Origin of the sequence: Blautia sp. 2227st1_G12_2227SCRN_220401 (genome assembly GCF_039062885.1) — a bacterium.
Classification (GTDB): Bacteria; Bacillota; Clostridia; order Lachnospirales; family Lachnospiraceae; genus Blautia_A; species Blautia_A fusiformis.
Map to the genome: position 1 here is coordinate 18,249 of NZ_JBCLNI010000020.1, position 25,103 is coordinate 43,351.

General features: G+C 45.5%; 22 protein-coding genes and 1 riboswitch. Of the genes, 19 read left to right on the forward strand and 3 right to left on the reverse strand.

Translation table 11 applies throughout. From position 1 onward, the window contains the following. Positions 1–248 precede the first annotated feature (248 nt). A complete protein-coding gene (locus ABCM67_RS10980) occupies positions 249–3,416 on the forward strand; it encodes a fibronectin type III domain-containing protein (RefSeq protein ID WP_147602660.1) in 3,168 nt (1,055 codons plus the stop codon). Positions 3,417–3,526: 110 nt separating this feature from the next. Beyond that, positions 3,527–3,644: riboswitch (FMN riboswitch) on the forward strand. Positions 3,645–3,774: 130 nt separating this feature from the next. Beyond that, a complete protein-coding gene (locus tag ABCM67_RS10985) occupies positions 3,775–4,410 on the forward strand; it encodes an ECF transporter S component (RefSeq protein WP_147602659.1) in 636 nt (211 codons plus the stop codon). Positions 4,411–4,537: 127 nt separating this feature from the next. Here the strand turns inward: ABCM67_RS10985 and ABCM67_RS10990 are convergent, their stop codons facing one another. Then, a complete protein-coding gene (locus ABCM67_RS10990; protein WP_243269281.1) occupies positions 4,538–5,926 on the reverse strand; it encodes an MATE family efflux transporter in 1,389 nt (462 codons plus the stop codon). Positions 5,927–6,108: 182 nt separating this feature from the next. Here ABCM67_RS10990 and ABCM67_RS10995 point away from each other — a divergent pair, with 182 nt between their 5' ends. Continuing rightward, complete coding sequence (locus ABCM67_RS10995; protein ID WP_015526218.1) at positions 6,109–6,720, forward strand: NUDIX hydrolase; 612 nt, start codon at positions 6,109–6,111, stop codon at positions 6,718–6,720. Between the two features lie 448 nt (positions 6,721–7,168). Here the strand turns inward: ABCM67_RS10995 and ABCM67_RS11000 are convergent, their stop codons facing one another. Beyond that, entirely contained in the window at positions 7,169–7,690 is a 522-nt protein-coding gene (locus tag ABCM67_RS11000) for a hypothetical protein (protein WP_021652735.1), read from the reverse strand. A 338-nt stretch (positions 7,691–8,028) separates the two neighbouring features. Between ABCM67_RS11000 and ABCM67_RS11005 the strand changes: the two genes are divergently transcribed. The 10 genes from ABCM67_RS11005 to ABCM67_RS11050 all read left to right on the forward strand — a co-directional run bounded on the left by ABCM67_RS11005 (position 8,029) and on the right by ABCM67_RS11050 (position 18,606). Then, a complete protein-coding gene (locus tag ABCM67_RS11005; RefSeq protein ID WP_015526215.1) occupies positions 8,029–9,213 on the forward strand; it encodes a cyclopropane-fatty-acyl-phospholipid synthase family protein in 1,185 nt (394 codons plus the stop codon). A 381-nt stretch (positions 9,214–9,594) separates the two neighbouring features. Continuing rightward, entirely contained in the window at positions 9,595–10,623 is a 1,029-nt protein-coding gene (locus ABCM67_RS11010; RefSeq protein ID WP_015526214.1) for an alcohol dehydrogenase catalytic domain-containing protein, read from the forward strand. A 294-nt stretch (positions 10,624–10,917) separates the two neighbouring features. Next, positions 10,918–12,177: a HAMP domain-containing sensor histidine kinase gene (locus ABCM67_RS11015; RefSeq protein ID WP_092069816.1), complete on the forward strand. Its 1,260-nt coding sequence runs from the start codon at positions 10,918–10,920 to the stop codon at positions 12,175–12,177. Then, the gene (locus tag ABCM67_RS11020; RefSeq protein ID WP_092069818.1) at positions 12,164–12,874 is read left to right on the forward strand and encodes a response regulator transcription factor; all 711 of its coding nucleotides are present in this window, start codon (positions 12,164–12,166) and stop codon (positions 12,872–12,874) included. Before ABCM67_RS11015 ends, ABCM67_RS11020 begins: the two co-directional genes overlap by 14 nt. Before the next feature lie 24 nt (positions 12,875–12,898). Next, positions 12,899–13,768 (forward strand): EamA family transporter, encoded by an 870-nt coding sequence (locus ABCM67_RS11025; RefSeq protein ID WP_092069821.1) that lies wholly within the window; start codon positions 12,899–12,901, stop codon positions 13,766–13,768. 151 nt (positions 13,769–13,919) lie between these two features. Next, a complete protein-coding gene (locus ABCM67_RS11030) occupies positions 13,920–14,795 on the forward strand; it encodes a DUF368 domain-containing protein (RefSeq protein ID WP_147602657.1) in 876 nt (291 codons plus the stop codon). Positions 14,796–14,838: 43 nt separating this feature from the next. After that, positions 14,839–15,906 (forward strand): bifunctional glycosyltransferase family 2/GtrA family protein, encoded by a 1,068-nt coding sequence (locus ABCM67_RS11035; protein ID WP_092069825.1) that lies wholly within the window; start codon positions 14,839–14,841, stop codon positions 15,904–15,906. Continuing rightward, entirely contained in the window at positions 15,900–16,979 is a 1,080-nt protein-coding gene (locus ABCM67_RS11040) for a phosphodiester glycosidase family protein (protein ID WP_092069828.1), read from the forward strand. The genes ABCM67_RS11035 and ABCM67_RS11040 overlap by 7 nt, the downstream gene beginning before the upstream one ends. Then, complete coding sequence (locus ABCM67_RS11045; RefSeq protein WP_092069831.1) at positions 16,976–17,248, forward strand: hypothetical protein; 273 nt, start codon at positions 16,976–16,978, stop codon at positions 17,246–17,248. The genes ABCM67_RS11040 and ABCM67_RS11045 overlap by 4 nt, the downstream gene beginning before the upstream one ends. 44 nt (positions 17,249–17,292) lie before the next feature. Further along, complete coding sequence (locus ABCM67_RS11050; protein ID WP_147602656.1) at positions 17,293–18,606, forward strand: MATE family efflux transporter; 1,314 nt, start codon at positions 17,293–17,295, stop codon at positions 18,604–18,606. Between the two features lie 14 nt (positions 18,607–18,620). On the opposite strand, the gene ABCM67_RS11055 is transcribed toward ABCM67_RS11050, so the two are convergent. Beyond that, positions 18,621–19,058 (reverse strand): MerR family transcriptional regulator, encoded by a 438-nt coding sequence (locus tag ABCM67_RS11055; protein WP_092069838.1) that lies wholly within the window; start codon positions 19,056–19,058, stop codon positions 18,621–18,623. Positions 19,059–19,526: 468 nt separating this feature from the next. Between ABCM67_RS11055 and ABCM67_RS11060 the strand changes: the two genes are divergently transcribed. From ABCM67_RS11060 to ABCM67_RS11085, 6 genes are all read left to right on the forward strand, one after another. Further along, a complete protein-coding gene (locus ABCM67_RS11060; RefSeq protein WP_092069841.1) occupies positions 19,527–20,447 on the forward strand; it encodes a hypothetical protein in 921 nt (306 codons plus the stop codon). Between the two features lie 43 nt (positions 20,448–20,490). After that, positions 20,491–21,618 (forward strand): electron transporter RnfD, encoded by a 1,128-nt coding sequence (locus tag ABCM67_RS11065; RefSeq protein ID WP_092069843.1) that lies wholly within the window; start codon positions 20,491–20,493, stop codon positions 21,616–21,618. A gap of 212 nt (positions 21,619–21,830) precedes the next feature. Beyond that, the gene (locus tag ABCM67_RS11070) at positions 21,831–23,168 is read left to right on the forward strand and encodes an MATE family efflux transporter (RefSeq protein WP_092069846.1); all 1,338 of its coding nucleotides are present in this window, start codon (positions 21,831–21,833) and stop codon (positions 23,166–23,168) included. A 177-nt stretch (positions 23,169–23,345) separates the two neighbouring features. Next, the gene (locus tag ABCM67_RS11075) at positions 23,346–23,843 is read left to right on the forward strand and encodes a nitroreductase family protein (RefSeq protein WP_021977528.1); all 498 of its coding nucleotides are present in this window, start codon (positions 23,346–23,348) and stop codon (positions 23,841–23,843) included. Positions 23,844–23,952: 109 nt separating this feature from the next. Next, positions 23,953–24,558 carry a hypothetical protein gene (locus tag ABCM67_RS11080; RefSeq protein ID WP_021977529.1) on the forward strand — a complete coding sequence of 202 codons (606 nt, stop codon included), beginning with the start codon at positions 23,953–23,955 and terminating at the stop codon, positions 24,556–24,558. Positions 24,559–24,666: 108 nt separating this feature from the next. Further along, on the forward strand, positions 24,667–24,906 hold the full coding sequence (locus tag ABCM67_RS11085) for a hypothetical protein (protein ID WP_021977530.1): 240 nt from the start codon (positions 24,667–24,669) through the stop codon (positions 24,904–24,906). Positions 24,907–25,103 lie beyond the last annotated feature (197 nt).

A 25,103-nucleotide genomic window follows, 5' to 3' on the forward strand; every position in this document is an offset into this window, starting at 1 on the left:
TTGGCAGTATCCAGCCAGAAAACTGGTTGATCGAATGCGGATATGGAAAGAACAGTAATGCTGAAATTGTGGAAAGTCTGATGTTCCGATAATCAAACATAAACCGCTGTGATCTAAAATGAAGATCACAGCGGTTTTTTGCAGAGTTGGGGACATTATTGCAGTTTGCGAAAAAACGGGGCTGCGTTATAATAAAAACAGAACTTACATATAAACGGTTTACATAAAAACGGAAGGGAAGGTACGAAATGAAATTTCCGAAAAAATTGATAGCATTTGGTCTGTCATTATGTCTGTCTATTGTTCCATGTGGACCGGTGGCGGCCGAAGATTTTACAGATGCACAGACGGATATGACAGACACCATTGATACTTTTACAGATGACGGGAATTCTGAGGAATCAGAAAATACCGTAAACACAGATCAGATCACGGAAGAAGATACTGCCGTGAGCACAGATCAGATTACAGAAGAAGAGTTTCCGGGATCAGATATCGGAACGGAAACGGATGAAGCTGAAAGCTCAGAGAGTGAGGAAATACAACAGGATTCTGAAGGAGAATCAACTCTGGAAGAACCTTCGGCGGTCATCAGAAAAGCAGAAGGAACAGAGGAGGCTGCGGCACCGGAAGAAATTTTTGGTGACGGAGAAAACCAGGAGCAGCAGGAAGATATATTCACAGATGATATTCCGGCAGCAGGCACTTCCGAAAAAGAAACAGATGTGGAGAGCACAGAAATATATCTGTATGCGATGAATGATACTTACAGCAGTGTGATCTCCATGCCGGATACCATGCAGACATCTTATCAGATCCAGACATCCGGCAAAAATCCGGTATATACGGTTGTTTCTGGTTATACTGCGAAAGTCAGCAAAACTGGTCTTGTTACTCCTAAAATGCAGTATGTAACCTATGTAGACAAAAACGGAAATGACGTAAAGAGCCAGTGGGAATACATGTTTGGAGAGACCCTGATCTCTGTACAGGATGGAAACAGTACCGTTTATTATAAATTCATACTTAAAGATTATGCGGAGTATTACGCAGAACAAAAAATGGATACATTCCTCAAAGAAAATATTACTGCGGAAATGTCCGATTATAAAAAGGTTGAGACGATCGCCAGATGGCTTGCCAACAACTTCAATTACAGTCAGTATCATTCCGGCTATACAGGCCTGATGCTGGATGGCGGCGGAGACTGCTGGGCCAATACCAGCGCAGTGAACTATATGTGCGAAAAACTGGGACTGACCGTGTATGCAAGGTATGCGGCAAATGATCCGGGGGCGGGAAGCGGTCACAGGAACTCCGTAGTCATCATTGACGGAGAAAGATATCTGGTTGACTGCGGATATACGGGAAATGCCCCCAGACATTATGAATTGTCCAAAATGGACTATGACTATTCTTATAAGATTCTGAATGATGGAACACTCAGGCTGTATCAGTATGAAGGAACGGATACAAATATCGTAGTTCCGGATACCATTGACGGAAGAAAAGTAACGGTTCTTGGAAACAGTACCTTCCAGTATTGCACCCAGGCTTCTGATATAGAGTCTGTTACTTTGCCGGATTCGCTTACAACCATCGAAAAGAATGCTTTTTACAACTGTGAGAAATTGAAATCTGTTACGATTCCCCAAAACGTGTCATCTATAGGGCTGGCTGCTTTTGTGGAGGGCTTGTCTGAGTCCAGTCTGACAGAAATTAAAGTAGATCCGGAAAATCCGTATTTTTCTGAAAAAGACGGAGTGGTATTCAGCAAGGATGGCACAAAACTGATCGTGTTTCCGTCCGGACGTTCCGGAGATTACCAGATTCCGGATGGAACTGTAAGCGTGGGAGACTATGCTTTTTATTACTGTGTAAATGTTTCTTCCATAACAGTCCCGGGAAGTGTCAGAAGCCTTGGAGAAGGTGCATTCGGAAACTGTTCGTCGCTTACGAAAGCTGTCCTAAACGAAGGCTTGGAAGAAATCGGTGAATATGCATTCCAGAGCAGTTCAGGGATCTGTGATATTATAATTCCCGCATCTGTAAAATCAGTTGGGAAAAATGGACTTCGTCTGTCTTCCGGGTGCAGGATAAGAGTACTGAGCACAGATACTGTCTGGGCGGATGATGCGTTCAGGGATTCAGCACTGATCGCGGGAAAAAAGGATTCCACACTTCAGAAATACGCAGAGGACCGTGGCTACACGTTTGTGGAGCTGTCAGCAGACAACCGGATACCGCTTCAGAATGAATGGTTTGAACAGATCACTTCAGACTATGAATATAATGGAAAAATCCATGAACCCGAAATAGAATCCAGTGAATCCGCACCGGAACTTGAGCAGGGCTCCGATTATGAAGTAACTTATGAAAATAACATCAATGCAGGAACTGCGACTGTAAAGATCACGGGAAAAGATATTTTCTGCGGTACAGTAGAGCGGAGTTTCAAGATTACGCCAGATGAAAATGGAATGTATGTGTGCTATTTTGCGGAAAATAATGAAACATACCTGGAAACCACCTTTAAAGGAAAAAAAGTGGAACCGGAAGTGGTAATTGACGGACTGGTACAGGGAAAAGATTATACGGTAACCTATGTTAATAATGAAAAGCCTGGTGAAGCTCGTGCAGAGCTCACGGGAATCGGCAATTATAAAGGATCGGAAACATTATATTTTACTATTTACGGAAAACTACCGGCTGTGGATCCAATAGCTGATCAGACATATACAGGAAAAGAACTCACACCTGCCATCGTGATTCCGGGATTGAAAGCCGGCGAAGATTATTATATGTACTACGAGGATAATCAGTATCCGGGTGTTGCAACGGTAACCATTTATGGTACCGGTTATTATAAAGGTACCGCAACCATTCATTTCAAGATCATAAAAAAGACAGAAAAGTTTGTCAGCAATGTTAAGCTAAACAGAACCTCTTACACTTATACGGGAAAATCCATCCGGCCATCAGTAACCGTAACTGTAAATGGAAAGAAGATCGGTGCGAATGCTTATAAGCTGTATTACAAAAATAATAAAAATTCCGGAATTGGAACTGTGCAGGTCAGAGGAATCGGAAAATACAGTCGTATCAACAAAACGCTTACCTTTAAGATCCTGCCTCCAAAAACTCTGCTGACAGGACTGAAAAAAGCAAACAGATCCTTTACCGCAAGCTGGAAAAAAAATATACAGGCAATCGGCTATCAGATCCAGTTTGCAGCAGACAGCAGATTTACAAAAGAAAGAAAAACGGTCACAGTTGGAAAACAGTCTGCGACCAGATATAAGATATCAGGACTGAAAAACAAAAAGACCTATTATGTCCGCATCCGGTCATATAAAAGAGTCGGAAAAAAGGTTCTTTACAGTAGCTGGAGTACGGTAAAGAAAATCTGGGTTTGATCATAAAGGAGTGGATCTTAGATTTATATAAATGGAGCAGAATGCTTCTGTGACAGAATTAAGCCTTGTAATTATAAAAAGAGCGCGTTATAATGAACTCATAAAAAAGAAAATTTCTTCGGGGCAGGGTGTGATTCCCTACCGGCGGTATAGTCCGCGACCCGCTTTGGCGGCTGATCTGGTGAAATTCCGGAACCGACAGTAAAGTCTGGATGAGAGAAGAACGCGCAGTATTTAAAGAACGTGCTCAGTGCCCCGGGAAGAAGCTCCCGGGGCTTTTTATGTGAAGAATTTTTTTACGCATAAAGATTTCTTGTGGAAATTTTCTTTGAATATTTCTGAAGAAGGAGAGAGAGTTATGAGTGAACAGATATTACAGAGAGGAAATGCCGTGGAAAGAAGCAGAACAAGGACCATCGCGCAGGTAGCCATGCTTGGTGCTGTGGCAGGAGTATTAATGAATCTTGAGTTTCCGATCCCGTTTCTTGCACCGTCTTTTTATCAGCTTGATTTTTCCGAGGTACCGGTTATGGTAGGAACCTTCGCTATGGGACCTGTGGCAGGTATCCTGATCGAACTTGTGAAGATTCTCGTACATCTTGTGACGAAGGGAACCATGACTGCCGGTGTTGGTGATGTTGCCAACTTCCTGTTTGGATGTGCCTATGTGGTACCGGCCGGTCTGATCTATCGTTTCCGTCACAAAAAGAGCAGAGTACATGCAGTTGCAGGTATGGCAGTGGGAACAGTTCTGACAGCGATCCTTGCATGCTTTGTCAATGCCTTTGTGCTGCTTCCAGCTTACGGTAAGGCGTTTGGAATGCCAATCGAGACCTTTATCCAGATGGGAAGCGCAGTACACGGCTCCGTAAACGGACTGCTTACCTTTGCACTGCTGATCATTGCTCCGTTTAATATCTTTAAATATGCACTGACATCTCTGATCGTATTTGTAATTTATAAGAAGATCCGTGTTGTACTGAAGGGTGACTGATCATAAGCAGCTGCCGGAGGATGAAGAAAAGATCAGAAATTGGTGGTTTCAGATAAATATCTGAGAATGTGAGAAATGCCATGTAATATATTGCCGATGGGCAGTAAATTACATGGCATTTTTTATGTCAGGCGTTTTGTTCTGCAGCTTTCATGACTCCAAGCTCACGTCTGGCAAAAACAACGGCCAGCACAAATGCAGAGGTATCTGCAATTGGTCCTGCGTACATGACGCCATCGATTCCGAAGAAGACCGGGAAGATGACGATCAGCGGCAGCAGGAAGAGCACCTGCCTTGTGAGGGACATGATCACACCAAGCCTGGCTTTTCCAATGGAGGTAAAAAAGCCGGCGGACATAGGCTGGATCCCGTTGGCAAAGGTCATCAGCATGAAGATGCGGAGATATTTTTCTGCAAAATGAAAGTACAGGTCGCTGCCGTTTCCGAAGATGCCTACGATCTGATGCGGGAAGAACTGGAAGCAGATAAAAAATATGGTTGCGATCACAGTACATAAGGTTACGGAATAGCGGTATGTCTGGCGTACACGGCTGTATTTTTTGGCGCCGTAGTTAAATCCCCAGATGGGCTGGGAGCCCTGGGAGATTCCGATGCAGATGGCCATAAATACCTGATTGACTTTGGAAATGATCCCTGCACAGGCGATTGGAATATCACTTCCGTAAGCGGAGAGTGCTCCGTAATGGCGAAGTGTATTGTTCATGACGATCTGCACTGCAGCAATGGCAACCTGATTGATACAGGATGCCATTCCCAGAGAAAAAATGGCAGACAGATTGCGTGCCTTAGGAATCAGCATGGAGTGGTCCAGGTACATTTTTCGGAGTCTGGAAAAATAAAAGATGATCAGAAGTCCGGATACGATCTGGCCGATCACGGTTGCCCAGGCTGCACCTTTGATGCCCCAGCCGAATCCAAAGATGAAAAGCGGGTCCAGGATGGTGTTGATGGCGGCACCGGCCAGGATGCAGGTCATGGAATAGGTAGGACTCCTGTCTGCTCGGATCAGGTGGTTGCCGCCTGTGCTTAAAACATAAAAGGGAAGTCCAATGGCGGTGATCCCCATGTAATCAATGGCATAGGGCATGACGTCCGGTGTTCCGCCGAAAAAATGAAGCAGTGGCTTCAGGAACAGAAGGACGATGACAGAGAGTATCGTACCGGAGATTATCAGCGCGGAGAGTCCGGTTCCTGCAATGGAGCTGGCTTTTTTTTCGTTTCCTGCGCCCATTTCCAGGTTGTAATTGGAGGCGCTGCCGATTCCCAGGAGCAATGCAGCAGCAGTAGAGATAATGGTTACGGGAAATGCGATGTTTGTGGCGGCGTTTCCAAGCATTCCTACGCCCTGGCCGATAAAGATCTGGTCAACGATATTGTACAGAGCGCTGACCAGCATGCTGATGATGGCGGGAATGGCGAATTTGGCGATCAGGCTGCCTACAGGGGCGGTTCCCAGAGGGTTTTCGGCCTGGGCAGCATTGGTCTGGTTTTTCAATGTTTTTTCCTTCTTTCTTGTCTACAGTAGCTGTTTGGTAATGTAATAAGTAAATTTAAATTTTATAGCAGGGTATTTATTATAGCACTATTGTGAAGGGAGTGCAAGTATAAAAAATTGACCTTTGGTTTTGGATGGGATAAAATGTTTTTAGAAAAAATTTTCGGGAAGGAGTTTTTCAGATGGGTAAGATCAATAGTGTGAAAAAACTTACAGATAATAAGTTCGTGAATCTTTATGGAGTGGATGCGACCAGTGTACATGATACGCCGGTTTCTTATTTTGTGGCCTCCAGGGCGAAGAGTGTGGAGGATATGAAGCTTTCTACAGGGGAGAATCATCCGGATGGGGTGATCATTTACAGTGTTTATGGAGAGAAGCGGGATAAGGTTGTGCTGATCCGTCAGTATCGGTATACGATCGGCGGGTATATTTATGAGTTTCCGGCGGGGCTTGTGGAGCCTGGGGAGGATTTCCATGAGGGTGCTGTGCGGGAGATGTTTGAGGAGACCGGGTTGAAGCTGGAGCCGATCAAGGTTGCGGAGGCTTTTGAGAAGCCTTATTTTACGACGATCGGGATGACGGATGAATCCTGTGCTACGGTTTATGGGTATGCCAGTGGTGAGGTTAGTAAGGCTGCGCAGGAGGATAGTGAGGAGATCGAGGTTGTGATCGCGGACCGGGATGAGGTCAGGAGGATCCTGAAGGAGGAGAGGGTTGCGATCATGTGTGCTTATATGCTGATGCATTTTCTTGAGGATGAGGAGGTGTTTGGATTTCTTGGGGAGATTTAAACGGAGGTAGTTATATGGCGGAAGGGGACGCCAGTGAGGGGCTTCTTTCCAGGCTGGGGCTTCGTCGGGGGCTGGCTTCTAAGGTGCCGGAATTCTGCTAAAAGCGCTTCAAAAAATCTCGAACTCGCGTCTGAAGCCGCTCAAACAGCGAGATTTTTTGAAGCAACGCAGATTTCCGCCACCTAAGAAGCAGCTCCCCTCCTGCAGAGTCAGTCTGGAAAGAAGCCCCTCACTGGCTGTGCGTTGGCCGTGAGACGTGTTAAATCTCGTGGGGAGTGTTGCTAGTGGGGTGGTATGACGGGAGTTGGATGAGCCATCGGCGCTGCGCTGGATGGCTGGGAGGAAAGGCTGAGATTCCCTGTGGCTTGAAGAGGGGAATGGGTCATTGGCGCTGCGCTGGATGGATGAGAAAAACGGGGAATCTGCGGTTGTGGATTCCCCGTTTTGGTCAGAGCTCTGTGAGTTTTCCTAGGTCTTTGTTGTATTTGCAGTATTTGCCGTTTTCGGAGATAAATGGCTGGTAGGTGTCGGTACGGTTGTCTTTGACGTAGACGATTCCGGTGGCGATCATTTCTACCAGGGAGAAGCGTTTGCTTAAGCTGGAGATCCAGCGGTAGGTTTTTTCGTTGCCGGAGTCTGCCATGAGGAGGTTGTAGCCGCCTGGGCAGGCTTCCAGGGTGAAGTAGATTTTCTGGGACCGGATGGAGGTGTTGAAGACCTGGCCGGTGATGTAGGTGGAGAAGTTGGTTTCTACAAATTGGCGGAAGGTGTAGAGATCGTAGATCACGCCGGTGGTCTCATCTTTGATCTTGTCGCCGCGTTCGATGCGGGCTTTCAGGAGCTTGAGGACTTCGATGGTCCAATTGATGAAGGAGATGCTGCTGTAGGTCATGCTTTCCTGAAGTTGATCGACCAGCTGTTTTGACAGGATGTTGGATTTTGATGCTTCATTAAAAAGTTCTTCGTTCATAAGGTTCCCTCCAGTGTTGGATTTTTATATGGTTTTCGCTCTTTTTTTGTATCTTTTATTATAAGTCTGAATTGTATATAAAGCAATAAAAAATGCGTAAAATACAAAGATAATTATTGAAAAATGATATATAATTAACGAGTGCGTTTTGATAATATCAGTGTTTTCGGCAGCTTGTTTAAAAATGGATTGTAAACATCTAGTTAATTTGAATAAGTATAAGTAAGAGTTTTACCAAATATCGCCATTTTATTGATAAAATTTTGTTGTATATCTCCCTTGACATAAAGCCTTCCTCCGGGTGTATCATAGTGCTGTGTTAAAGGAGGTAGACTATTATGTTTGAGACATTACAGGAGAAGACGGAAGAGAAAGCAATGGTACAGTTCCTTGAACGCTTTACAGATTATCCATTTCTGGTAAAGTTCAAGAATTCCGAGTATCACATCGGAGAGGGTGAACCTACATTTACGGTGAATTTTAAGAAAGCGATTCCTCTGGCGGATCTGATGAAGAGCACATCCCTTGCACTGGGTGAGGCGTATATGCGTGGGGATCTGGATATCGAGGGAAATCTTTATGAAGCGCTGGACCATTTTCTGGGACAGATGGGGAAATTTTCTACCAATGAATCTGCTCTGAAAAAGATCATGTTCAGTTCAACATCAAAGAAGAATCAGGAAAAGGAAGTAACCAGCCATTATGATATTGGAAATGATTTTTATAAACTTTGGCTGGATGAGACTATGAGTTATTCCTGTGGGTATTTTATCCATGAGGATGATACGTTGTATCAGGCACAGGTAAATAAAGTTGATTATATCCTTAAGAAATTACATCTGGAAGAGGGTATGAGTCTTCTGGATATCGGCTGTGGCTGGGGCTTTCTGCTGATCGAGGCAGCTAAGAAATATAAGGTTCATGGTACCGGTATCACCTTAAGTCATGAACAGTATGCAGAATTTCAGAGACGGATCAAGGATCAGGGTCTGGAAGATTATCTTACGGTAGAGCTGATGGATTACCGTGATCTGCCGAAGAAGGAGTATCAGTTTGATCGTGTTGTCAGTGTCGGTATGCTGGAGCATGTTGGACGTGATAATTATCAGCTGTTTCTTGATTGTGTGGAAAAGGTTCTGAAGCCGGGCGGACTGTTCCTGCTTCACTTTATCAGTGCTCTGAAGGAGCATCCGGGTGATCCGTGGGTCAAGAAATATATTTTCCCGGGCGGAACTGTTCCGAGCTTACGTGAGATCCTGAACCATATGGCAGAGGACAATTTCCATACCCTGGATATCGAAAATCTCCGTCTGCATTACAATAAGACATTGCTTCACTGGGAAAAGAATTTCCGGGACAATATTGAAAAAGAAAAGACTATGTTTGACGAAGAGTTCCTGCGTATGTGGGATCTGTACCTGTCAGCATGTGCGGCAACCTTCCACAACGGAATTATCGATCTTCACCAGATTCTTATGACCAAGGGTGTGAATAATGATCTGCCGATGACACGCTGGTATTGATAAAAGCCTTTACAAACCTGCCGGAAAGGAATATCATACTTCTATAAAATTATTTATTAAAGCGTATAAGGAGCCTGTGGATTCAGCATATGATTACAGAAATGCTGAATCCGCAGGCTTTGTTTTTTAACCGATAAACCGCGAAGGAGTTATTCGGTCATGAGCAAGTAGCGAAGCGTATTGCGAATATTCGCTTGACTATTCCGTTTACCGATAATTATGGAATGTGCATAAAAACAAAGCTGCAAACTTGTTCAATAAGCAGAATCATAGAAAACTATCTTGACAGATCAGGAGAAAAGAATAATAATGTAATTACTTTAATAAAATAATTAATAAAAGATGATATGCAATAGAAAGAAATTAAAGGAGGAGAATAAGATGCTTCAGCAGGTAATGACAAATCCAGGAGAGATTATTTTCAGAGAGGTTCCAGTTCCGGAAGTGGGAGATGACCAGGTTCTGGTTAAGATCATGAACATTGGTATCTGCGGATCAGATATCCACGTATATCACGGCAAGCATCCTTTTACAAAATATCCGGTAACGCAGGGACACGAAGTATCCGGTGAGATCACGGGACTTGGAAAGAATGTGACAGGCTTTAAGGTTGGCCAGAAAGTAACCATCGAGCCTCAGGTATACTGCGGACACTGTTATCCATGCCGCCATGGAAAATATAATCTCTGCGAGGAACTGAAGGTTATGGGCTTCCAGACAACAGGAACAGCTTCTGAATTCTTTGCAGTAGATGCATCTAAGGTAACACCGATCCCGGAGGAGATGTCTTACGAGGAAGGTGCAATGATCGAGCCGCTGGCAGTTGCAGTCCATGCCGTGAAGCAGATGGGCGATGTAAAAGGGATGAACATCACAGTGATCGGTGCAGGTCCCATCGGAAACCTTGTCGCGCAGACAGCCAAAGGAATGGGGGCAGCCAGGGTTATGATCACGGATGTCAGTGACCTTCGTCTTGCAAAAGCAAAAGAGTGCGGCATTGATATCTGTGTAAACACAAAGGAGAAAAATTTCGGAGAGGCACTGGTAGAGGCGTTTGGTCCGGATAAGGCAGATGTGATCTATGACTGTGCCGGAAATAACATCACCATGGGACAGGCCATCCAGTATGCGAGAAAAGGTAGCGTGATCGTACTGGTAGCGGTATTTGCGGATATGGCAACCGTTGACCTTGCTGTTGCCAATGACCACGAGCTGGATATCAAGAGTACTATGATGTACCGTCATGATGATTATGTAGATGCCATTGATCTTGTAAATGCGGGAAAGGTTCATTTAAAGCCGCTGATCTCAAAGACATTTAAGTTCGCAGATTATCTGAAGGCTTATCAGTATATTGATGAGAACCGTGAGACAACCATGAAGGTTATCATCAATGTGCAGGAGAAATAACGGTTTGTAATCAAAAATAATAAGAACTCCCGGATGTTGTCAGTTATTGACTACGTCGGGAGTTTTTTGTTATGTAATGAGCAGAGTTTTAAAATCAAAAACATTTTGCTCCACAGGACGACAGAAAAAAGAGTTTGTGTTATGATGGAAAAAAGCATAAAGAACGTCGAGTGCAGATAAAAAATAAGTTTAGAAACTGTTTAGTTTTTTCCGCTGTTGTTGTTTAGAAAAACGCTGTATAAGAAAGATGAACAAAAGCGCTTTGCTTAAATATATCTGCAGGAGGGTGAAAACATGGAAAAGGGAACAGTAAAAAGAAGGATTTTTCTTTCAAATGCACTGATGGTGCTGGTGACACTTCTGATCTTTCTGGCCATTAATCTGGTGGTTGTGAAAATTTACGCGGAATCCGTGGAAAAAGAACTGAAGACATCTATAGAAGACCTTATTGGGGGAAGCGGCACATCGAATTTTTCGGATTCTGATAATGTAAAATATCAACATGAGGATGGCCAGGAACTTCTCGGAGATCTGGATGATTTTCTGGAAAGCTGGACAATCCACAGAAATGAGTTTATTCTTTTATTTGGGGCAGATGGAATTATCTGTATCCTTGTACTTTTGCTGATGAGTCAGATTTTTACAAGGAATCTGGAGAAACATATCATGGAGCCTCTGGATCTTCTGGCACAGGGGGCAGACCGCATCCGGCACAACGATCTGACTACAGAGATCCGGTATGTGGGAGATGCGGAATTTGAGGATGTGTGTATCACATTTAACCATATGCAGGAGCACATTTTGCGCGAGCAGGAGAAGAACCGGAAATATGAGAAAGCCAGAACGGATATGATCGCCGGAATCTCCCATGACCTGCGTACGCCGCTGACTGCCATCCGGGGAACGATCAAAGGACTTATGGACGGCATTGCGGCAACTCCGGAAATGCAGGAGAAATTTTTGCAGGCTGCTTACCGCCGGACCGGAGATATGGACGGCCTTCTGAACCAGCTGTTCTATGTTTCCAAGATTGAAACCGGAAATATGCCTCTTTCTGTTCAGAAAATAGAGATTGGGGATTTTATCCGGAATTATGTAAAAGGAAAGCAGGAACTTCTGGATAAGGAAAAAGAGCAGATGCAGGCAGAAACGGGAAATATTCATCTGGATATTAATGCAGATCCGGAACAGCTGCAGCGTATTTTTGATAATCTTCTGGAAAACAGCCGTAAGTATGCAGAACGTGATGTGCTGAAAACAGAACTTTCCCTGAAAAGAACGGGAGGCGGCGTGGAGATTTCTTTCCGTGACAATGGTGTTGGTGTTCCGGAGGAAAAACTGCCCTATGTATTTGATGAGTTTTACAGAGGCGATGAGTCCAGAAACAAAAAAGAAGGAAATGGTCTTGGACTGTATATTGTGAAATATCTCGTGGAAGCAATGGGAGGAAATGTCCGCGGTGAAAATGCGGACGGTTTCGTGGTACGCATGGAGCTTCCGGCAGCAGAAACTCTGGTGGATGTGCAGAAGGGAGAAAAAAATGGCGGACAATAAAAAAATCCTTATCATAGAAGATGATCCGGATATCAGTATGATCGAAGAAGCCTATCTTCAGGCTTCCGGTTTTGAGACGAAGATACTCTCAGATGGAATGGACGCGGCGCAGATCGCAGAGGAGGAGCAGTTTGACCTTGTGCTTCTGGATCTGATGCTTCCCGGAAAAAGTGGCTACCAGGTCTGCCGGGAGATCCGTGATAAAGTGGATATTCCCATTCTTATGGTAACTGCCCGTACAGAATCCGTGGATAAGGTGCGTGGCCTTGGACTGGGAGCGGATGATTATATTTCCAAGCCTTTTGATCCGGCGGAACTGGTGGCGAGAGTGAACGCAAACCTGCGCCAGTATCAGCGGATGGTGGAGAAATTTTCCGACAAAGGGCCGGATGCTTCCGAGGAGATCCAGGTGCAGGATCTTCGGATCCTGGTCAACAGCTGGAAAGTTTTTAAGGGAGATACTGAGATACGTTTTCCAAACCGAGAATTTGAGCTTCTGAAATTTCTGGCAATGAATCCCAACATTGTTTTTTCCAGGGAAAAACTGTTCGAAAAAATATGGGGATATGATTACGTGGGCGACAGCGCCACGGTTATGGTGCACATCAACCGTATCCGGGAAAAAATCGAGGATGATCCCAAAAATCCCAAGATCCTGGAAACGGTATGGGGGGCGGGGTACCGCCTCAATAAATAAAACATACGAGGGAGATGGGGGAAAATGTGGGTACTTTTTGCAGTTGGTTCTTCGTTTTTTGCGGGAATCACGGCGATCCTTGCAAAATGCGGGATCAGAAAGACGGATTCAGATGTGGCGACAGCTATCCGTACGGTGGTGGTGCTTCTGTTTTCCTGGCTGATGGTTCTGGTCACAGGAACCTGGTCCGGGATCAGAAATGTGGATGGAAAAACATTGTTGTTCCTGGTTCTGTCAGGACTTGCCACAGGAGCATCCTGGCTATGTTATTTTCATGCCTTGCAGAAAGGGGATGTCAACAAGGTTGTTCCCATTGACAAGTCCAGTACGATCCTGACGATCCTTCTTGCGCTGATCTTTCTGCATGAAGGTCTGACGCCGGTCAAGATCGTTTCCGTAGTGCTGATCGGTGCAGGTACCATGCTGATGATCACAAGAAAAGAAGGAACCGGAGACGCAGAGGAAAAAAACGGTAAGGAATGGCTGATCTATGCCGTGCTTTCCGCAGTATTTGCCAGTCTTACTGCCATTCTTGGAAAGATCGGAATTGCAGGGATCGATTCCAACCTGGGAACTGCCATCCGTACTACAGTTGTGATCGTGATGGCCTGGCTGATGGTTTTTCTCAAGGGAAAACAGAAAGAACTTCATAGGATTGAGAAAAAAGAACTGAGATTTATTGCTCTGTCAGGACTTGCCACAGGAGCATCCTGGCTGTGCTATTACCGTGCCCTGCAGGACGGCCCGGCAAGTGTGGTGGTGCCTATCGACAAGCTGAGCATTCTGGTTACCATTGCATTTTCCTGGGTGGTATTTAAGGAGAAACTTACGAAGAAAGCGGCATTTGGATTACTGTGTATTCTTGCGGGAACCATTATGATGGCGGTTCTGTAAGGAATGCGGAATGCTTTTATCCGCCTGACCTCCGGGCGTGGAACGGTATGTCCGGGATAACAAGAGTTTAGATATTATTTAGAAAGATACCTTCTGTCTGTTTAAGATCGTTGTTTATGATGATCACAGAAAACAGACAGGAGGTTTTTATATGTTAAGGGAAGGAATGAACGGATTCTGTATGGCACTTGCGGACAGCGTGCCTGGAGTTTCAGGAGGAACGGTAGCGTTTATCCTTGGATTTTATGACCGGTTTATCGGTTCTATCAATGATTTTGTATTTGGAAATATGGAAAAAAAGAAAACTTCTTTTTCTTATCTGGTGAAGCTTGGAATTGGCTGGATGACGGGCATGGTGCTGGCAGTTCTTCTTCTGTCATCGCTGTTTGAAAGTTATATTTATACCGTCAGTTCCCTGTTTATGGGATTTATCGCAGGTTCCATTCCGCTGATCATCCGGGAGGAAAAAGAAAGCTTTGGCGGTTCCCGGAACATCCTGAAGGGAATCGGGTTCTGCATTGCGGGAATCCTGGTGGTAGCAGGAATTGCATGGCTTAATGGAAAAACCGGTGTGGCTTCCATGGACCTTGGACAGTTTCACATCGGAACCGGGATCCGGCTGTTTTTTATCGGCATGATCGCCATTTCCGCCATGTTTCTTCCGGGAATTTCCGGTTCCACACTGCTTCTGATCTTTGGTGCATATATTCCGGTGATCACAGCAGTACGCGGGCTTCTGGGAATGGATTTTTCCTATCTGCCACTTCTGATCTTCTTTGGACTTGGTGTTCTGACAGGAGCGGTTACGGTAGTAAAAGGAATTCAGTTTTGTCTGGAAAAATTCCGTACCCAGTCGGTATATGCCATTCTTGGAATGATGATCGGATCGTTTTATGCGATCATGCAGGGACCTGCCACACTGAAAGTTCCACAGCCGGTGATGAGATTTGGTAATTTCCAGATTCTGGCAGCACTTGTGGGACTGGCACTTGTGCTGGGAATGCAGTTGATGAAAGAAAGAAGATAAGAGAAAACAGGCAGAGATTTTTTACAGGAGATGAGGTGAAAACATGTCAGTTGTGATCATACCGGCGTATAAACCGGATGAAAGGCTGGTCGGGATCGTAGATCAGCTGTGGACATATGGATTCCGGATTGTTGTTGTGGATGATGGAAGCGGGGAAGATTATCTGGATATTTTTAACAGAATCAACGATGTCTGCATTCTTCTCCGCCATGAGGAAAACAGAGGAAAAGGTGCTGCCATTAAGACTGCGCTTGATTATGTAAACCGTGAGATCTGGGGAAGCACACTGATCGGTGTGATGGACTGTGACGGGCAGCATCTTCCGGAGGATCTGCTGAAATTATTTGTCCATGGGGAAAACAGTGAGAGGCTTATGATCCTGGGTGTGCGGAATGTGGGAAAAGACATGCCGCTGAAATCGAGACTTGGGAATACCATCACGAGAAAAGTGTTTAAGCTTTTAAGCGGAGTCAGCATCTCGGACACACAGACAGGAATGCGGGTGTTTACCTCAGATCTGGTAAAAAAGCTCCTGACTGTGGAGGGCGAGAGGTATGAATATGAGATGAATGTGCTGCTGTTTCTGGCAAAGGAAGGAATCGATATTGATGAGGTTCCGATCAACACCATTTATCAGGACAGAGAAAATTCTACCTCTCATTTCCGGGCGGTGTGGGATTCCATACGGATCTACAAAGATCTGCTGAAGTTTACACTGTCTTCATTTTCCAGCTTTGTTCTGGATTATCTGTTGTTTGCGTTTTTTATGTTTTGTCTGCCACACACAGCCATGTTTGTGCTGGGAGCCAATATCCTGGCAAGATTGGTCAGTGCTTTTTATAACTACTGTATGAACTGTTATTTCGTTTTTCATAAGGAAAAAAAGATCCAGACGGCGATGCAGTATTTTGAACTGGCTGCTTTTATCCTGGTCATGAACAATATCATTCTGGAGGCGCTGACGCAGATCATTCATATGCCTGTGTATCCGGCAAAGATCCTGACAGAGTGTACCCTGTTTCTGATAAGCTGGCTGGTACAGAATTTTCTGATCTTTGCCCGTGATCCCGGGAACCGTCTGATGTCAGGAGGCCGGAGTAGAACATGGTAAAACGAATATTATGGATCCTGCTGGATGTGGCAGTGGCTGCGCTGATCCTTCTGGGGGTGTGGGTCATTAATTTTAAGATTCCCCAGAAGGGGGTCAGGGCGGTGAATATGGCGGAGGAGGACACGGCCGGAAATGATTCCGGAAGTTCCGGTTTGCAGAATTCCGGTGGGACTGGAAGCAGTTCAGATACAGGAAACGGGATGAACGGTACAGAACTTAAACAAACCCGAAAAGTTCTGAGTACCCAGGACTGGCATGAGAAATTTGCGGACAAATTTACCGATACAGTGGTTTCTACAGATACATCATACACAAGTCCCAACCTGTCCATTCAGATTTCTCATCACCAGTATGATTCCGGAACTGTGGATAACACACATGGTGGCAGTTATGCAAAATACGGAAGCAAAATTTCCTATGTGCTGGCGGATATTTACATTGGCGATATCACCTGCTTCCAGACTGCGTTTGCACAGGATACCTATGGAATTGGCTATACGGAAAAGCTTACAGATATGTCTGCAAGAATGAAATCCATACTGTCGGTCAACGGAGATTCCTATAGCAACAATCGTCACAGAGAGAATGGTACGATCATACGAAACGGTGTGATCTACCGCAGCCAGCAGTCCGGGGAGGAAACCTGTGTTCTCAACTGGGACGGAACCATGGATATTTATCAGCCGGGGCAGCTGGATGAGCAGAAACTCATCGGCAGAGGTGCTTATCAGAGCTGGATCTTTGGGCCAAGTCTGCTGGACGCAAATGGAAAGGCGAATGATAAATTCTGGACCTGGACTTACATCCGCCGGTCTCATCCGCGGACTGCCATCGGGTATTTTGAACCGGGACATTACTGCCTGCTTCTTGTGGACGGGAGACAGCAGAGCTCCAGGGGAATGTTCCTGGATGAGATGGCGAAGGTGTTTGAGGATCTTGGCTGCAAGGTGGCTTATAATCTTGACGGCGGCCATTGTTCTTTTATGGAAATGAACGGAAAAGTGGTCAATGATCCGTATAAACCGGAGCACGAGATCGAAGATGGGATTTTTATTACGGAGGGATCTTTATGAAGATATTAAGTACAATAAGAAAAATTCTCCTGCATGTCTGTGTTGTATGCAGTCTGGTTTCCATAACAGCAAAAATCCTGGACTGGTATAATCCGTATATGGATTTTTCCGGACATGTGAGCGGGCTTCAGATGGTGTTATATTTTGTGGTGATCTTGCTGGCAGTAACAGAAGGCGGAAAGAGGATTTCCGGGAAAAAATCTCAGAGCCGTATGAGAGAAAGAAGGTTGCATAATCATTCGGAAAGATTTATCATAGATTCCATGTGAGGATTACGCCTTTTTGGCGTATGAGGATGATGGAGTGAAATGAAATGTATTATGATCTGACAAAAGGCAGGATCGGCAAATGTCTGATCCGGTTTGCGCTGCCTATGATCGCAGGTAATCTTTTGCAGCAGTTTTATAATATTGCGGATACCCTGATCGTAGGACGTGTGCTTGGAAAAAATGCGCTGGCAGCCGTTGGTTCTGCCTATACTTTGATGACGTTTTTGACATCTGTTTTTCTGGGACTGAGTATGGGTTCTGGTGCTCTTTTTTCGATTTATAAGGGAAAGGGCAGTGACCGGGAGCTGCGGCTTTCTGTTGTCCATGCTTTTGGACTGATCATGGGTGTAACGGTGCTGTTAAATGTGCTGGTGTACCTTTTTACGGACCCGATCCTCTGGTTCCTGCGGGTGCCGGAAGAAGTGTACGATGGGATGAAAACATATCTGCTTGTGATCTTTGCAGGGCTTGTGGCAACATCCCTTTATAACTTTTTTTCCTGTCTTTTAAGGGCTCTTGGTAATTCCACGGTGCCTCTTGTTTTTCTGGCGGTTTCCGCTGTCCTGAATATTGGACTGGATCTTTTGTTTGTGGCGGTTCTTCCCTGGGGAATCGCAGGTGCGGCTTTTGCTACGGTGATCGCTCAGTATGTGTCAGGCGTCGGGATCACCATTTATGTGCTGCATTCCTGTAAAGATCTTCTGCCTGGAAAAGAGGAGCTTTGTTTTGACCGGGGGATTCTTGGTGAGATCGTGAATCTTTCTTCTCTGACCTGTCTGCAGCAGTCGGTGATGAATTTTGGAATTCTGATGGTCCAGGGGCTGGTGAACAGCTTCGGGGCTACAGTAATGGCTGCTTTTGCGGCTGCTGTGAAGATTGATACCTTTGCCTATCTTCCGGTGCAGGATTTTGGAAATGCCTTTTCTACCTTTGTGGCGCAGAATTACGGCGCCGGGAATCAGGAGCGTATCCGCAAGGGTACCCGGGTGGCTTTTGCCATGAGTATCGGGTTCAGTGTGATGATCTCAGTGCTGGTGTGTCTGTTTGCAGGGCCTCTGATGAAGATTTTTGTCAGTGGAAAAGAGGTGGCTGTGATCGCTGCGGGGGTGAAGTATCTCCGGATCGAAGGTGCGTTTTATCTTGGTATTGGCTGTCTGTTTCTGCTGTATGGTTATTACCGGGCGATCAAGCGAGCGGAGATGTCGGTTGTGCTGACGGTGATCTCGCTGGGGCTCCGTGTTCTGCTGGCTTATGTTCTTTCTGCTGTGATTGGTGAGGTGGGAATCTGGGTGGCGATTCCCATCGGCTGGGTGATGGCGGATGTTACGGGGATTGTTTATATGCGGCGGACGTGGTGAGGCGGCCATGCCTGTTATTTATGGCCGTTGTCGTATAGCTGCTGGATGTCTTTCGGGAGGTTGTCCGGGAGCATCTGGCGGATCTTGTCTTCGTTTCCTTCTTTCATGGCCTGGTCGTAGTACCAGCATTTGTATTTGAGCATATCGAGGGTTTTATTGAGTCGTAGGATTTCCTGTTCTACGGCTTTTTTTCTTGTCTCGAAGAGTTCTTTGCGGTTCTGGTAGGTGCTGCTTCCCTGATTGCACCATTCAAAGAATTGTTTGATGTCTTTGATTTCCAGGCCGGAGGCTTTGAGGCATTCGATCATGCGGAGGGCTTCCAGTTCGTGGTCGTTGAATTTGCGGATGCCGGATTCGCGTTTGAGGTTGGGGAAGAGGCCTTCTTTGTCGTAGTAGCGCAGGGTGGAGACGGGGAGATGGAACATTTCGGATACTTGGCCGATGGTGTACATTGGGGGTCCTCCTTTGGGTTTTTGTTTTTATTTTATGATAAATGGGGGTGGGATGCAAGTATAGGACGCCGTGGAGTGTGCATCGGTTCTGGCTGGGGCTTCGTCGGGGGCTGGCTTCTAGGCTGCCGGAATTCTGCTAAAAGCGTTTTACAAAAGTCCGAACTCGCTTCGCTCAAACAGCGAACTTTTGTAAAACAACGCAGATTTCCGCCAGCCAAGAATCAGCTCCCCTCCTGCAGAGTCAGCCAGAACCGATGCACACTCCACGGCTGGCTATTCAGGGCGGGAGGGATAGGGTGGCTGCTCGGGAGTTGGATGAGCCGTCAGCGCTGCGCTGGACGGCTGGGGGAAAAGGCTGAGTTTCCTTGTGTTTTTTTTGTGTGTGGGGGGAGGATGTCGGATTATGGGATAATTTTTGGAATAGTTTTGGGTGATGTGGTATAATTTTATATACCAGTAGGAGTGTTAATGACCAACAATACTATATTCGATGATGTTTTCCGGACAATGGTGGAGAAGATGACTTATCTGGTGGTTCCGCTTATTAATGAGGTGTTCCATACCGCATATCCGGAGGATGTTAAGATTGTTCAACTTCGTAATGAACATCAGTTGGAAGATGGGGAGATTATTACCGATTCCTGTCTAAGGATTGGCGATATGTTGTACCATATTGAATGCCAGAGCTTGGATGATGAAACAATGGCGGTCAGAATGGTTGAGTATGACTTTGCGATTGCATTGGAACACAGAAAAAAAGTTGATGGGAGATATTGTGTAGAATTTCCCAGATCTTGCGTACTATATTTGAGAAATGGAAAAAGAACACCGGATTTTCTGGAGGTAGAGTTAATCCTTCCAGATTCTCAGATGTGTGTATATCGGGTTCCGACGGTGAAAGTGGAGAATTATACAAAAGATAGTATTTTTGAGAAAAAGCTTCTGATGCTGCTTCCATTTTATATTATGAGGTATGAGAAGGTTGCGGATATAATAGAGAAAGATTCGGAAAAACTTCAGAGATTATTAAGTGAATATGAAGATATACGTAATAAACTGGGGAAAGAAATTTCGATTTCTGGGAGGGCAGAATTATATACAGATCTGAATAGGCTGATTATCAGAATATCGGATTATGTTTTCAGGAATAAAGAAAAAGTTCGGAAAGGAGTTGGCGAGGTTATGGGTGGAAAAGTTTTGCAGTTGGAATCTGAGAGGCTTCGCGAGGAAGGAATGGCGATTGGAAAAGCGGAAGGAAAAGCAGAGGGTGAAGCGAGATTGAGTGCACTGATCAATCGACTGTTTCTGGAAGGACGGTCAGATGAAGTACAGCGTGTGGTGACGGATGTAAAATGGCGTCAGAAGCTGTATGGTGAGTATAATCTGTAAGAAGTGATGTGTTAGCTATAAACCAAAATTAAGGGGATATTTTATGTGGATTTCTGCCAATGATGAGAGGATTCGATATACGGGGAGGATTGACTGGAGTGTGGAAGGGGAGCCGGTTTGGGTGTTTCCGGGGTCTTCGGCGGAGTTTTGGTTTTCGGGGGAGGTGCTGAGGATTCATGTGGAGAATTTTAATGAGTACTGGCAGAATTATCTGGGGTGTATTCTGGATCAGGTGCAGTCGGCGTTTTATTTGAAAAAGTTCGGTGAGACGGTTATTGAGGTTAAGGTGCCGGAGAATGAGTCAGGGGTGCATCATGTTTTGTTTTTTAAGCGGCAGGATGGGTGTCATGAGTTGAAGATCCTGGGGTTTGAGATCGGGGATGGGGAGAGGTTGATTTATCTGCCTCCGGTTTCGGGGCGGAGGATTGAGGTTTATGGGGATTCGGTTTCTGCCGGGGAGTCGGTGGAGGCGATTGATTTTACTGGTAAAACGGATATGGAGCATGAAGGGGGTTTTTCTAATTGCTGGTTTTCTTTTCCTTGGCTGACGGCCCGGATGTTGGGAGCGGAGCTTCATGATATTGCTCAGGGTGGGATCGCGCTGATGGATGGTCAGGGGTGGTTTCACAGGCCGGTGCAGACGGGGATGGAGACTGCGTGGGATAAGGTACATTATAATTCTGTGTTTGGGGAGATGACGGAGTGGGATTTTTCGAAATTTGTTCCTCAGGTGGTGATCGTGGCTCTTGGGCAGAATGATAATTATCCGGTGGATTATATGAAAGTGGAGGCTGAGAAGAAAGCGCAAGGTGTCTGTGTTTACGAACAAGAATCAGATCAGGTGACGCAGGTGGAGAATGGTTATTCATATTGTTGTGAGATGGCTGATAAATGGCGCAATCACTATAAAGATTTCCTGAAAAAGCTCCGTGGTGTTTATCCGGAGGCGTGGATCGTCTGCTGTACGACGGTTTTACAGCATGATAAGAGCTGGGATGATGCTATTGACCGGGTTGTAGATTCCATGAAAGATGAGAAGATCTCACATTTTCTGTTCAGCAGAAATGGTGTGGCTACACCGGGGCATCCCCGTATTCCGGAGCAGTTTGAGATGGCGCGGGAGATGGCGGATTATATCGAAAATGTGCTGGGTGTATATAAAAATAAATGAGATACGTAATGTGCAGCTGCAGACAGAAGAGATTACATTTTTGAAACTGAATTGCGTAAGATCAAGGTTGACGTAAAAAATTGCATATAGTATACTGTGAATGTTCATCGGAGGGTTGATTGTTCGACGGAAACAATGGCTGGATAAGATGACAGGCTGAGATGCCTGTTGCTTATCCGGCTTTTTTAACGTTTATAAAAAGGAGGATAAGAATGGAAAAAAACAACACCTTTACACAGGGTAGGATCCTGAAACCGCTGATCTTATTTGCGCTTCCTGTCCTGCTGGCGCTTTTTCTGCAGGCGATGTATGGCGCGGTGGATCTTCTGATCGTGGGAAAATTTGCTTCTTCTGCGGATGTTTCGGCGGTTTCCACGGGATCGCAGATCATGATGACGCTTACTAATCTTGTGAGCAGTTTTGCCATGGGAACCACTGTGCTCCTGGGACAGCAGATCGGCTGTGGGGAGCGGAAACAGGGAGGTCGGACAGTTGGAACTGCTATTGTGATGTTTACGGTGATCGCGCTGGTCATGACTGCGGTGCTTGTGATTTTTGCACCACAGGTAAGCAGCATTATGAATGCGCCGGAGGAAGCTTTTGACAAAACAGTTGTTTATGTGCGGATCTGTGGCGGCGGTATGCTGGTGATCGTGGCGTACAATCTGATCGGCTGTATTTTCAGGGGGATCGGAGATTCCAGAACGCCGCTGTTTACGGTTGCCGTTGCATGTGTATTCAATATTGCAGGGGATCTGATCCTCTGTGCGGGATTTAAGATGGGAACGTCAGGAGCTGCTTTTGCAACTGTATTTGCACAGATCATCAGTGTGATCGTTTCCTTTGGCGTTATCCGCAAAAAAGAGCTGCCTTTTGAAATGCATAAAACGGATATTGGGGTCCATGGCCGGACTCTCCGGAAAATGGTGGGGCTTGGTGCGCCTATCGCATTACAGGATCTTCTGGTAAGTATTTCTTTTCTGATCATTCTGGCCATTGTGAATTCCATGGGAGTAACGGCATCTGCAGGCGTCGGCGTTGCAGAAAAAGTCTGTGCGTTTATCATGCTGATCTCATCTGCGTTTATGCAGTCCATTTCTGCTTTTGTGGCGCAGAATTACGGAGCGGGACGCATGGACCGGGCAAAAAAAGCTCTGCATTATGGTGTGGCGGTTTCTTTTGCCATTGGTGTTGGAATGTTTTTCCTGTCATTTTTCCATGGAAATGTGCTGGCGGGAATTTTTTCCTCCGATGCAATGGTCATCGAGGCAGCGGCAGATTACCTGAAAGCTTATGCCATTGACTGTCTGTTTACGGCAATCTTTTTCTGCTATATCGGATTTTATAATGGAATCGGCATGACGAAGTTTGTAATGATCCAGGGAATCATCGGTGCTTTCTGTGTGCGAGTTCCGGTGTCATGGTTTATGAGCCGCAGAGCCGGTGCGACGCTGTTTGATATCGGGCTGGCAACACCGTTTTCATCCGTGTTGCAGCTGGTGCTGTGTCTTGGATGTATGTTGTATCTGAGAAAGAAAAAACGGGTGTAGGATACCGTGTAAACGTTTTCAGGAATGTGGTCTGTCCGTCTGCAAAAAACTGTGTTAAAATGAGCAAAGAGGATTTTGTCAGAGAAGGATATGATTAAAGAGACAGAATGTGGAAGTCCCACTGACAAAATAAAACCAGAAAAGTAATGTAGATCATAAAGACGAGGAGGAAATATCATGGAGAATATTTTTCACAGAGTAAGTATCCGTAAATATGAAGATAAACCCGTGGAGAAAGAGAAAATCCTTCAGATCCTGAAAGCCGGTATGCAGGCGCCAAGTGCATGTAATCAGCAGCCGTGGGAGTTTTATGTTGTGACAGATAAGGAGAAGATCAGGGAACTTTCCAAAGCGACTCCTTATTCCGGATGTGCGGCAGGTGCGCCGGTTGTGATCGTTCCGGTATATCGGAAAGAGGGACTGGTTGTGCAGGATATGGCACAGATCGACATGTCTATCGCCCAGGAAAATATCTGGCTGGAAACGGATGCACTGGGACTTGGCGGCGTTTGGATCGGAATTGCGCCGATGCGGGATCGCATGGATCTGGTCCATGACATTCTGAAACTTCCGGAGAATGTGGAAGTTTTTTCCCTCTTTGCCCTGGGATATCCGGCAGAGAGCAGGAAGCAGCAGGATCGTTTTGACGAGAGCAGGATCCACTTTGTAGAATAATGTATGCATCGGGCTGTGTCAGAATACAATGAAGAATGGCAGAACATATGGTTTTCTGGTACAGCAAGACAGATGTGATAGATAGTAGAACAGAATCGAGGACAGAAAAATGGAACATATAGCAAGAGACGAAGCATTTGCATTATTAAAAAAATACAACAAAGATCCTTTTCACATCCAGCATGCACTGACTGTGGAGGCAGTGATGAAATGGTATGCAAAAGAGCTGGGCTATGGCGATGACGCAGAATACTGGGGCATTGTAGGTCTGCTCCATGATATTGATTTTGAACTTTACCCGGAAGAACACTGCCTGAAAGCACCGGAACTTCTCCGTGAGGCAGGTGTGGGAGAAGATATCATTCATGCGGTGGTTTCTCATGGATATGGAATTACTGTTGGCTGTGGAGCTACCATTGAGACTGCGCCGGAGCATGAGATGGAAAAAGTCCTTTTTGCAGCGGATGAGCTCACCGGTTTGATCTGGGCAGCGGCGCTGATGCGTCCGTCCAAGAGTACCAAGGATATGGAGCTGAAATCCCTGAAAAAGAAATATAAAAGCAAAGGTTTCGCGGCAGGCTGTTCCAGAGAAGTGATCCAGCGAGGCGCAGATCAGCTGGGCTGGGATCTTGCGAAACTTCTTACTATGACACTTCAGGCTATGGCAGAAAGCGAAGATGAGATCCAAAAAGAGATGGATGCGGAAGAAGCCTGAATATAGTGAAAGACACCAATAAATCTTCTGATATTTTGTGCAGAATACATTTTGCAGAGCCGGGATTTTTGCGATAAAATATAAGTATAGGAACCGGAAAACTGCATTATGAAAGAGGTGAAGGGTATGAAGGAATACGAGATCATTATTGAAACTATTAATCCCTGTGGTGGTGATCGCCATTCTCAGCAAGAGATCGTTGAAGCAAAGATTGAGAGCCCGGAAGCTTATGTCAAAGAAAAAGGAAGATTTCCAATCATTGATAAGATTGAGAATCCCGACGGCGGGGTTGTGATCGTGACCGGTGATGGAAAAGGATACATGGTAAGATATACATTTTCTGAATAATGGGTAATGCGGCGTATGTGACGGAAAACGGATCATAAAGTGGAGTATGGATCTGTTTTACATATATGCCGCATTTTTATTGCTTTTTCGTGATCGGGCCAAAAAATCCTTGACCTAAAGCAAGGAGCTTGGAGTTGGTTTTAACATCCCATCCATTATCCGTTTTCCATTTGAAAAAATGGTGCGGGAGAATAAGA

Coding starts and splice junctions, on each gene's coding strand:
- ABCM67_RS10980 (WP_147602660.1), top strand. CDS start 249: ATGAAATTTCCGAAAAAATTGATAGCATTTGGTCTGTCATTATGTCTG.
- ABCM67_RS10985 (WP_147602659.1), top strand. CDS start 3,775: ATGAGTGAACAGATATTACAGAGAGGAAATGCCGTGGAAAGAAGCAGA.
- ABCM67_RS10995 (WP_015526218.1), top strand. CDS start 6,109: ATGGGTAAGATCAATAGTGTGAAAAAACTTACAGATAATAAGTTCGTG.
- ABCM67_RS11000 (WP_021652735.1), bottom strand. CDS start 7,690: ATGAACGAAGAACTTTTTAATGAAGCATCAAAATCCAACATCCTGTCA.
- ABCM67_RS11005 (WP_015526215.1), top strand. CDS start 8,029: ATGTTTGAGACATTACAGGAGAAGACGGAAGAGAAAGCAATGGTACAG.
- ABCM67_RS11010 (WP_015526214.1), top strand. CDS start 9,595: ATGCTTCAGCAGGTAATGACAAATCCAGGAGAGATTATTTTCAGAGAG.
- ABCM67_RS11015 (WP_092069816.1), top strand. CDS start 10,918: ATGGAAAAGGGAACAGTAAAAAGAAGGATTTTTCTTTCAAATGCACTG.
- ABCM67_RS11020 (WP_092069818.1), top strand. CDS start 12,164: ATGGCGGACAATAAAAAAATCCTTATCATAGAAGATGATCCGGATATC.
- ABCM67_RS11025 (WP_092069821.1), top strand. CDS start 12,899: ATGTGGGTACTTTTTGCAGTTGGTTCTTCGTTTTTTGCGGGAATCACG.
- ABCM67_RS11030 (WP_147602657.1), top strand. CDS start 13,920: ATGTTAAGGGAAGGAATGAACGGATTCTGTATGGCACTTGCGGACAGC.
- ABCM67_RS11035 (WP_092069825.1), top strand. CDS start 14,839: ATGTCAGTTGTGATCATACCGGCGTATAAACCGGATGAAAGGCTGGTC.
- ABCM67_RS11040 (WP_092069828.1), top strand. CDS start 15,900: ATGGTAAAACGAATATTATGGATCCTGCTGGATGTGGCAGTGGCTGCG.
- ABCM67_RS11045 (WP_092069831.1), top strand. CDS start 16,976: ATGAAGATATTAAGTACAATAAGAAAAATTCTCCTGCATGTCTGTGTT.
- ABCM67_RS11050 (WP_147602656.1), top strand. CDS start 17,293: ATGTATTATGATCTGACAAAAGGCAGGATCGGCAAATGTCTGATCCGG.
- ABCM67_RS11055 (WP_092069838.1), bottom strand. CDS start 19,058: ATGTACACCATCGGCCAAGTATCCGAAATGTTCCATCTCCCCGTCTCC.
- ABCM67_RS11060 (WP_092069841.1), top strand. CDS start 19,527: ATGACCAACAATACTATATTCGATGATGTTTTCCGGACAATGGTGGAG.
- ABCM67_RS11065 (WP_092069843.1), top strand. CDS start 20,491: ATGTGGATTTCTGCCAATGATGAGAGGATTCGATATACGGGGAGGATT.
- ABCM67_RS11070 (WP_092069846.1), top strand. CDS start 21,831: ATGGAAAAAAACAACACCTTTACACAGGGTAGGATCCTGAAACCGCTG.
- ABCM67_RS11075 (WP_021977528.1), top strand. CDS start 23,346: ATGGAGAATATTTTTCACAGAGTAAGTATCCGTAAATATGAAGATAAA.
- ABCM67_RS11080 (WP_021977529.1), top strand. CDS start 23,953: ATGGAACATATAGCAAGAGACGAAGCATTTGCATTATTAAAAAAATAC.
- ABCM67_RS11085 (WP_021977530.1), top strand. CDS start 24,667: ATGAAAGAGGTGAAGGGTATGAAGGAATACGAGATCATTATTGAAACT.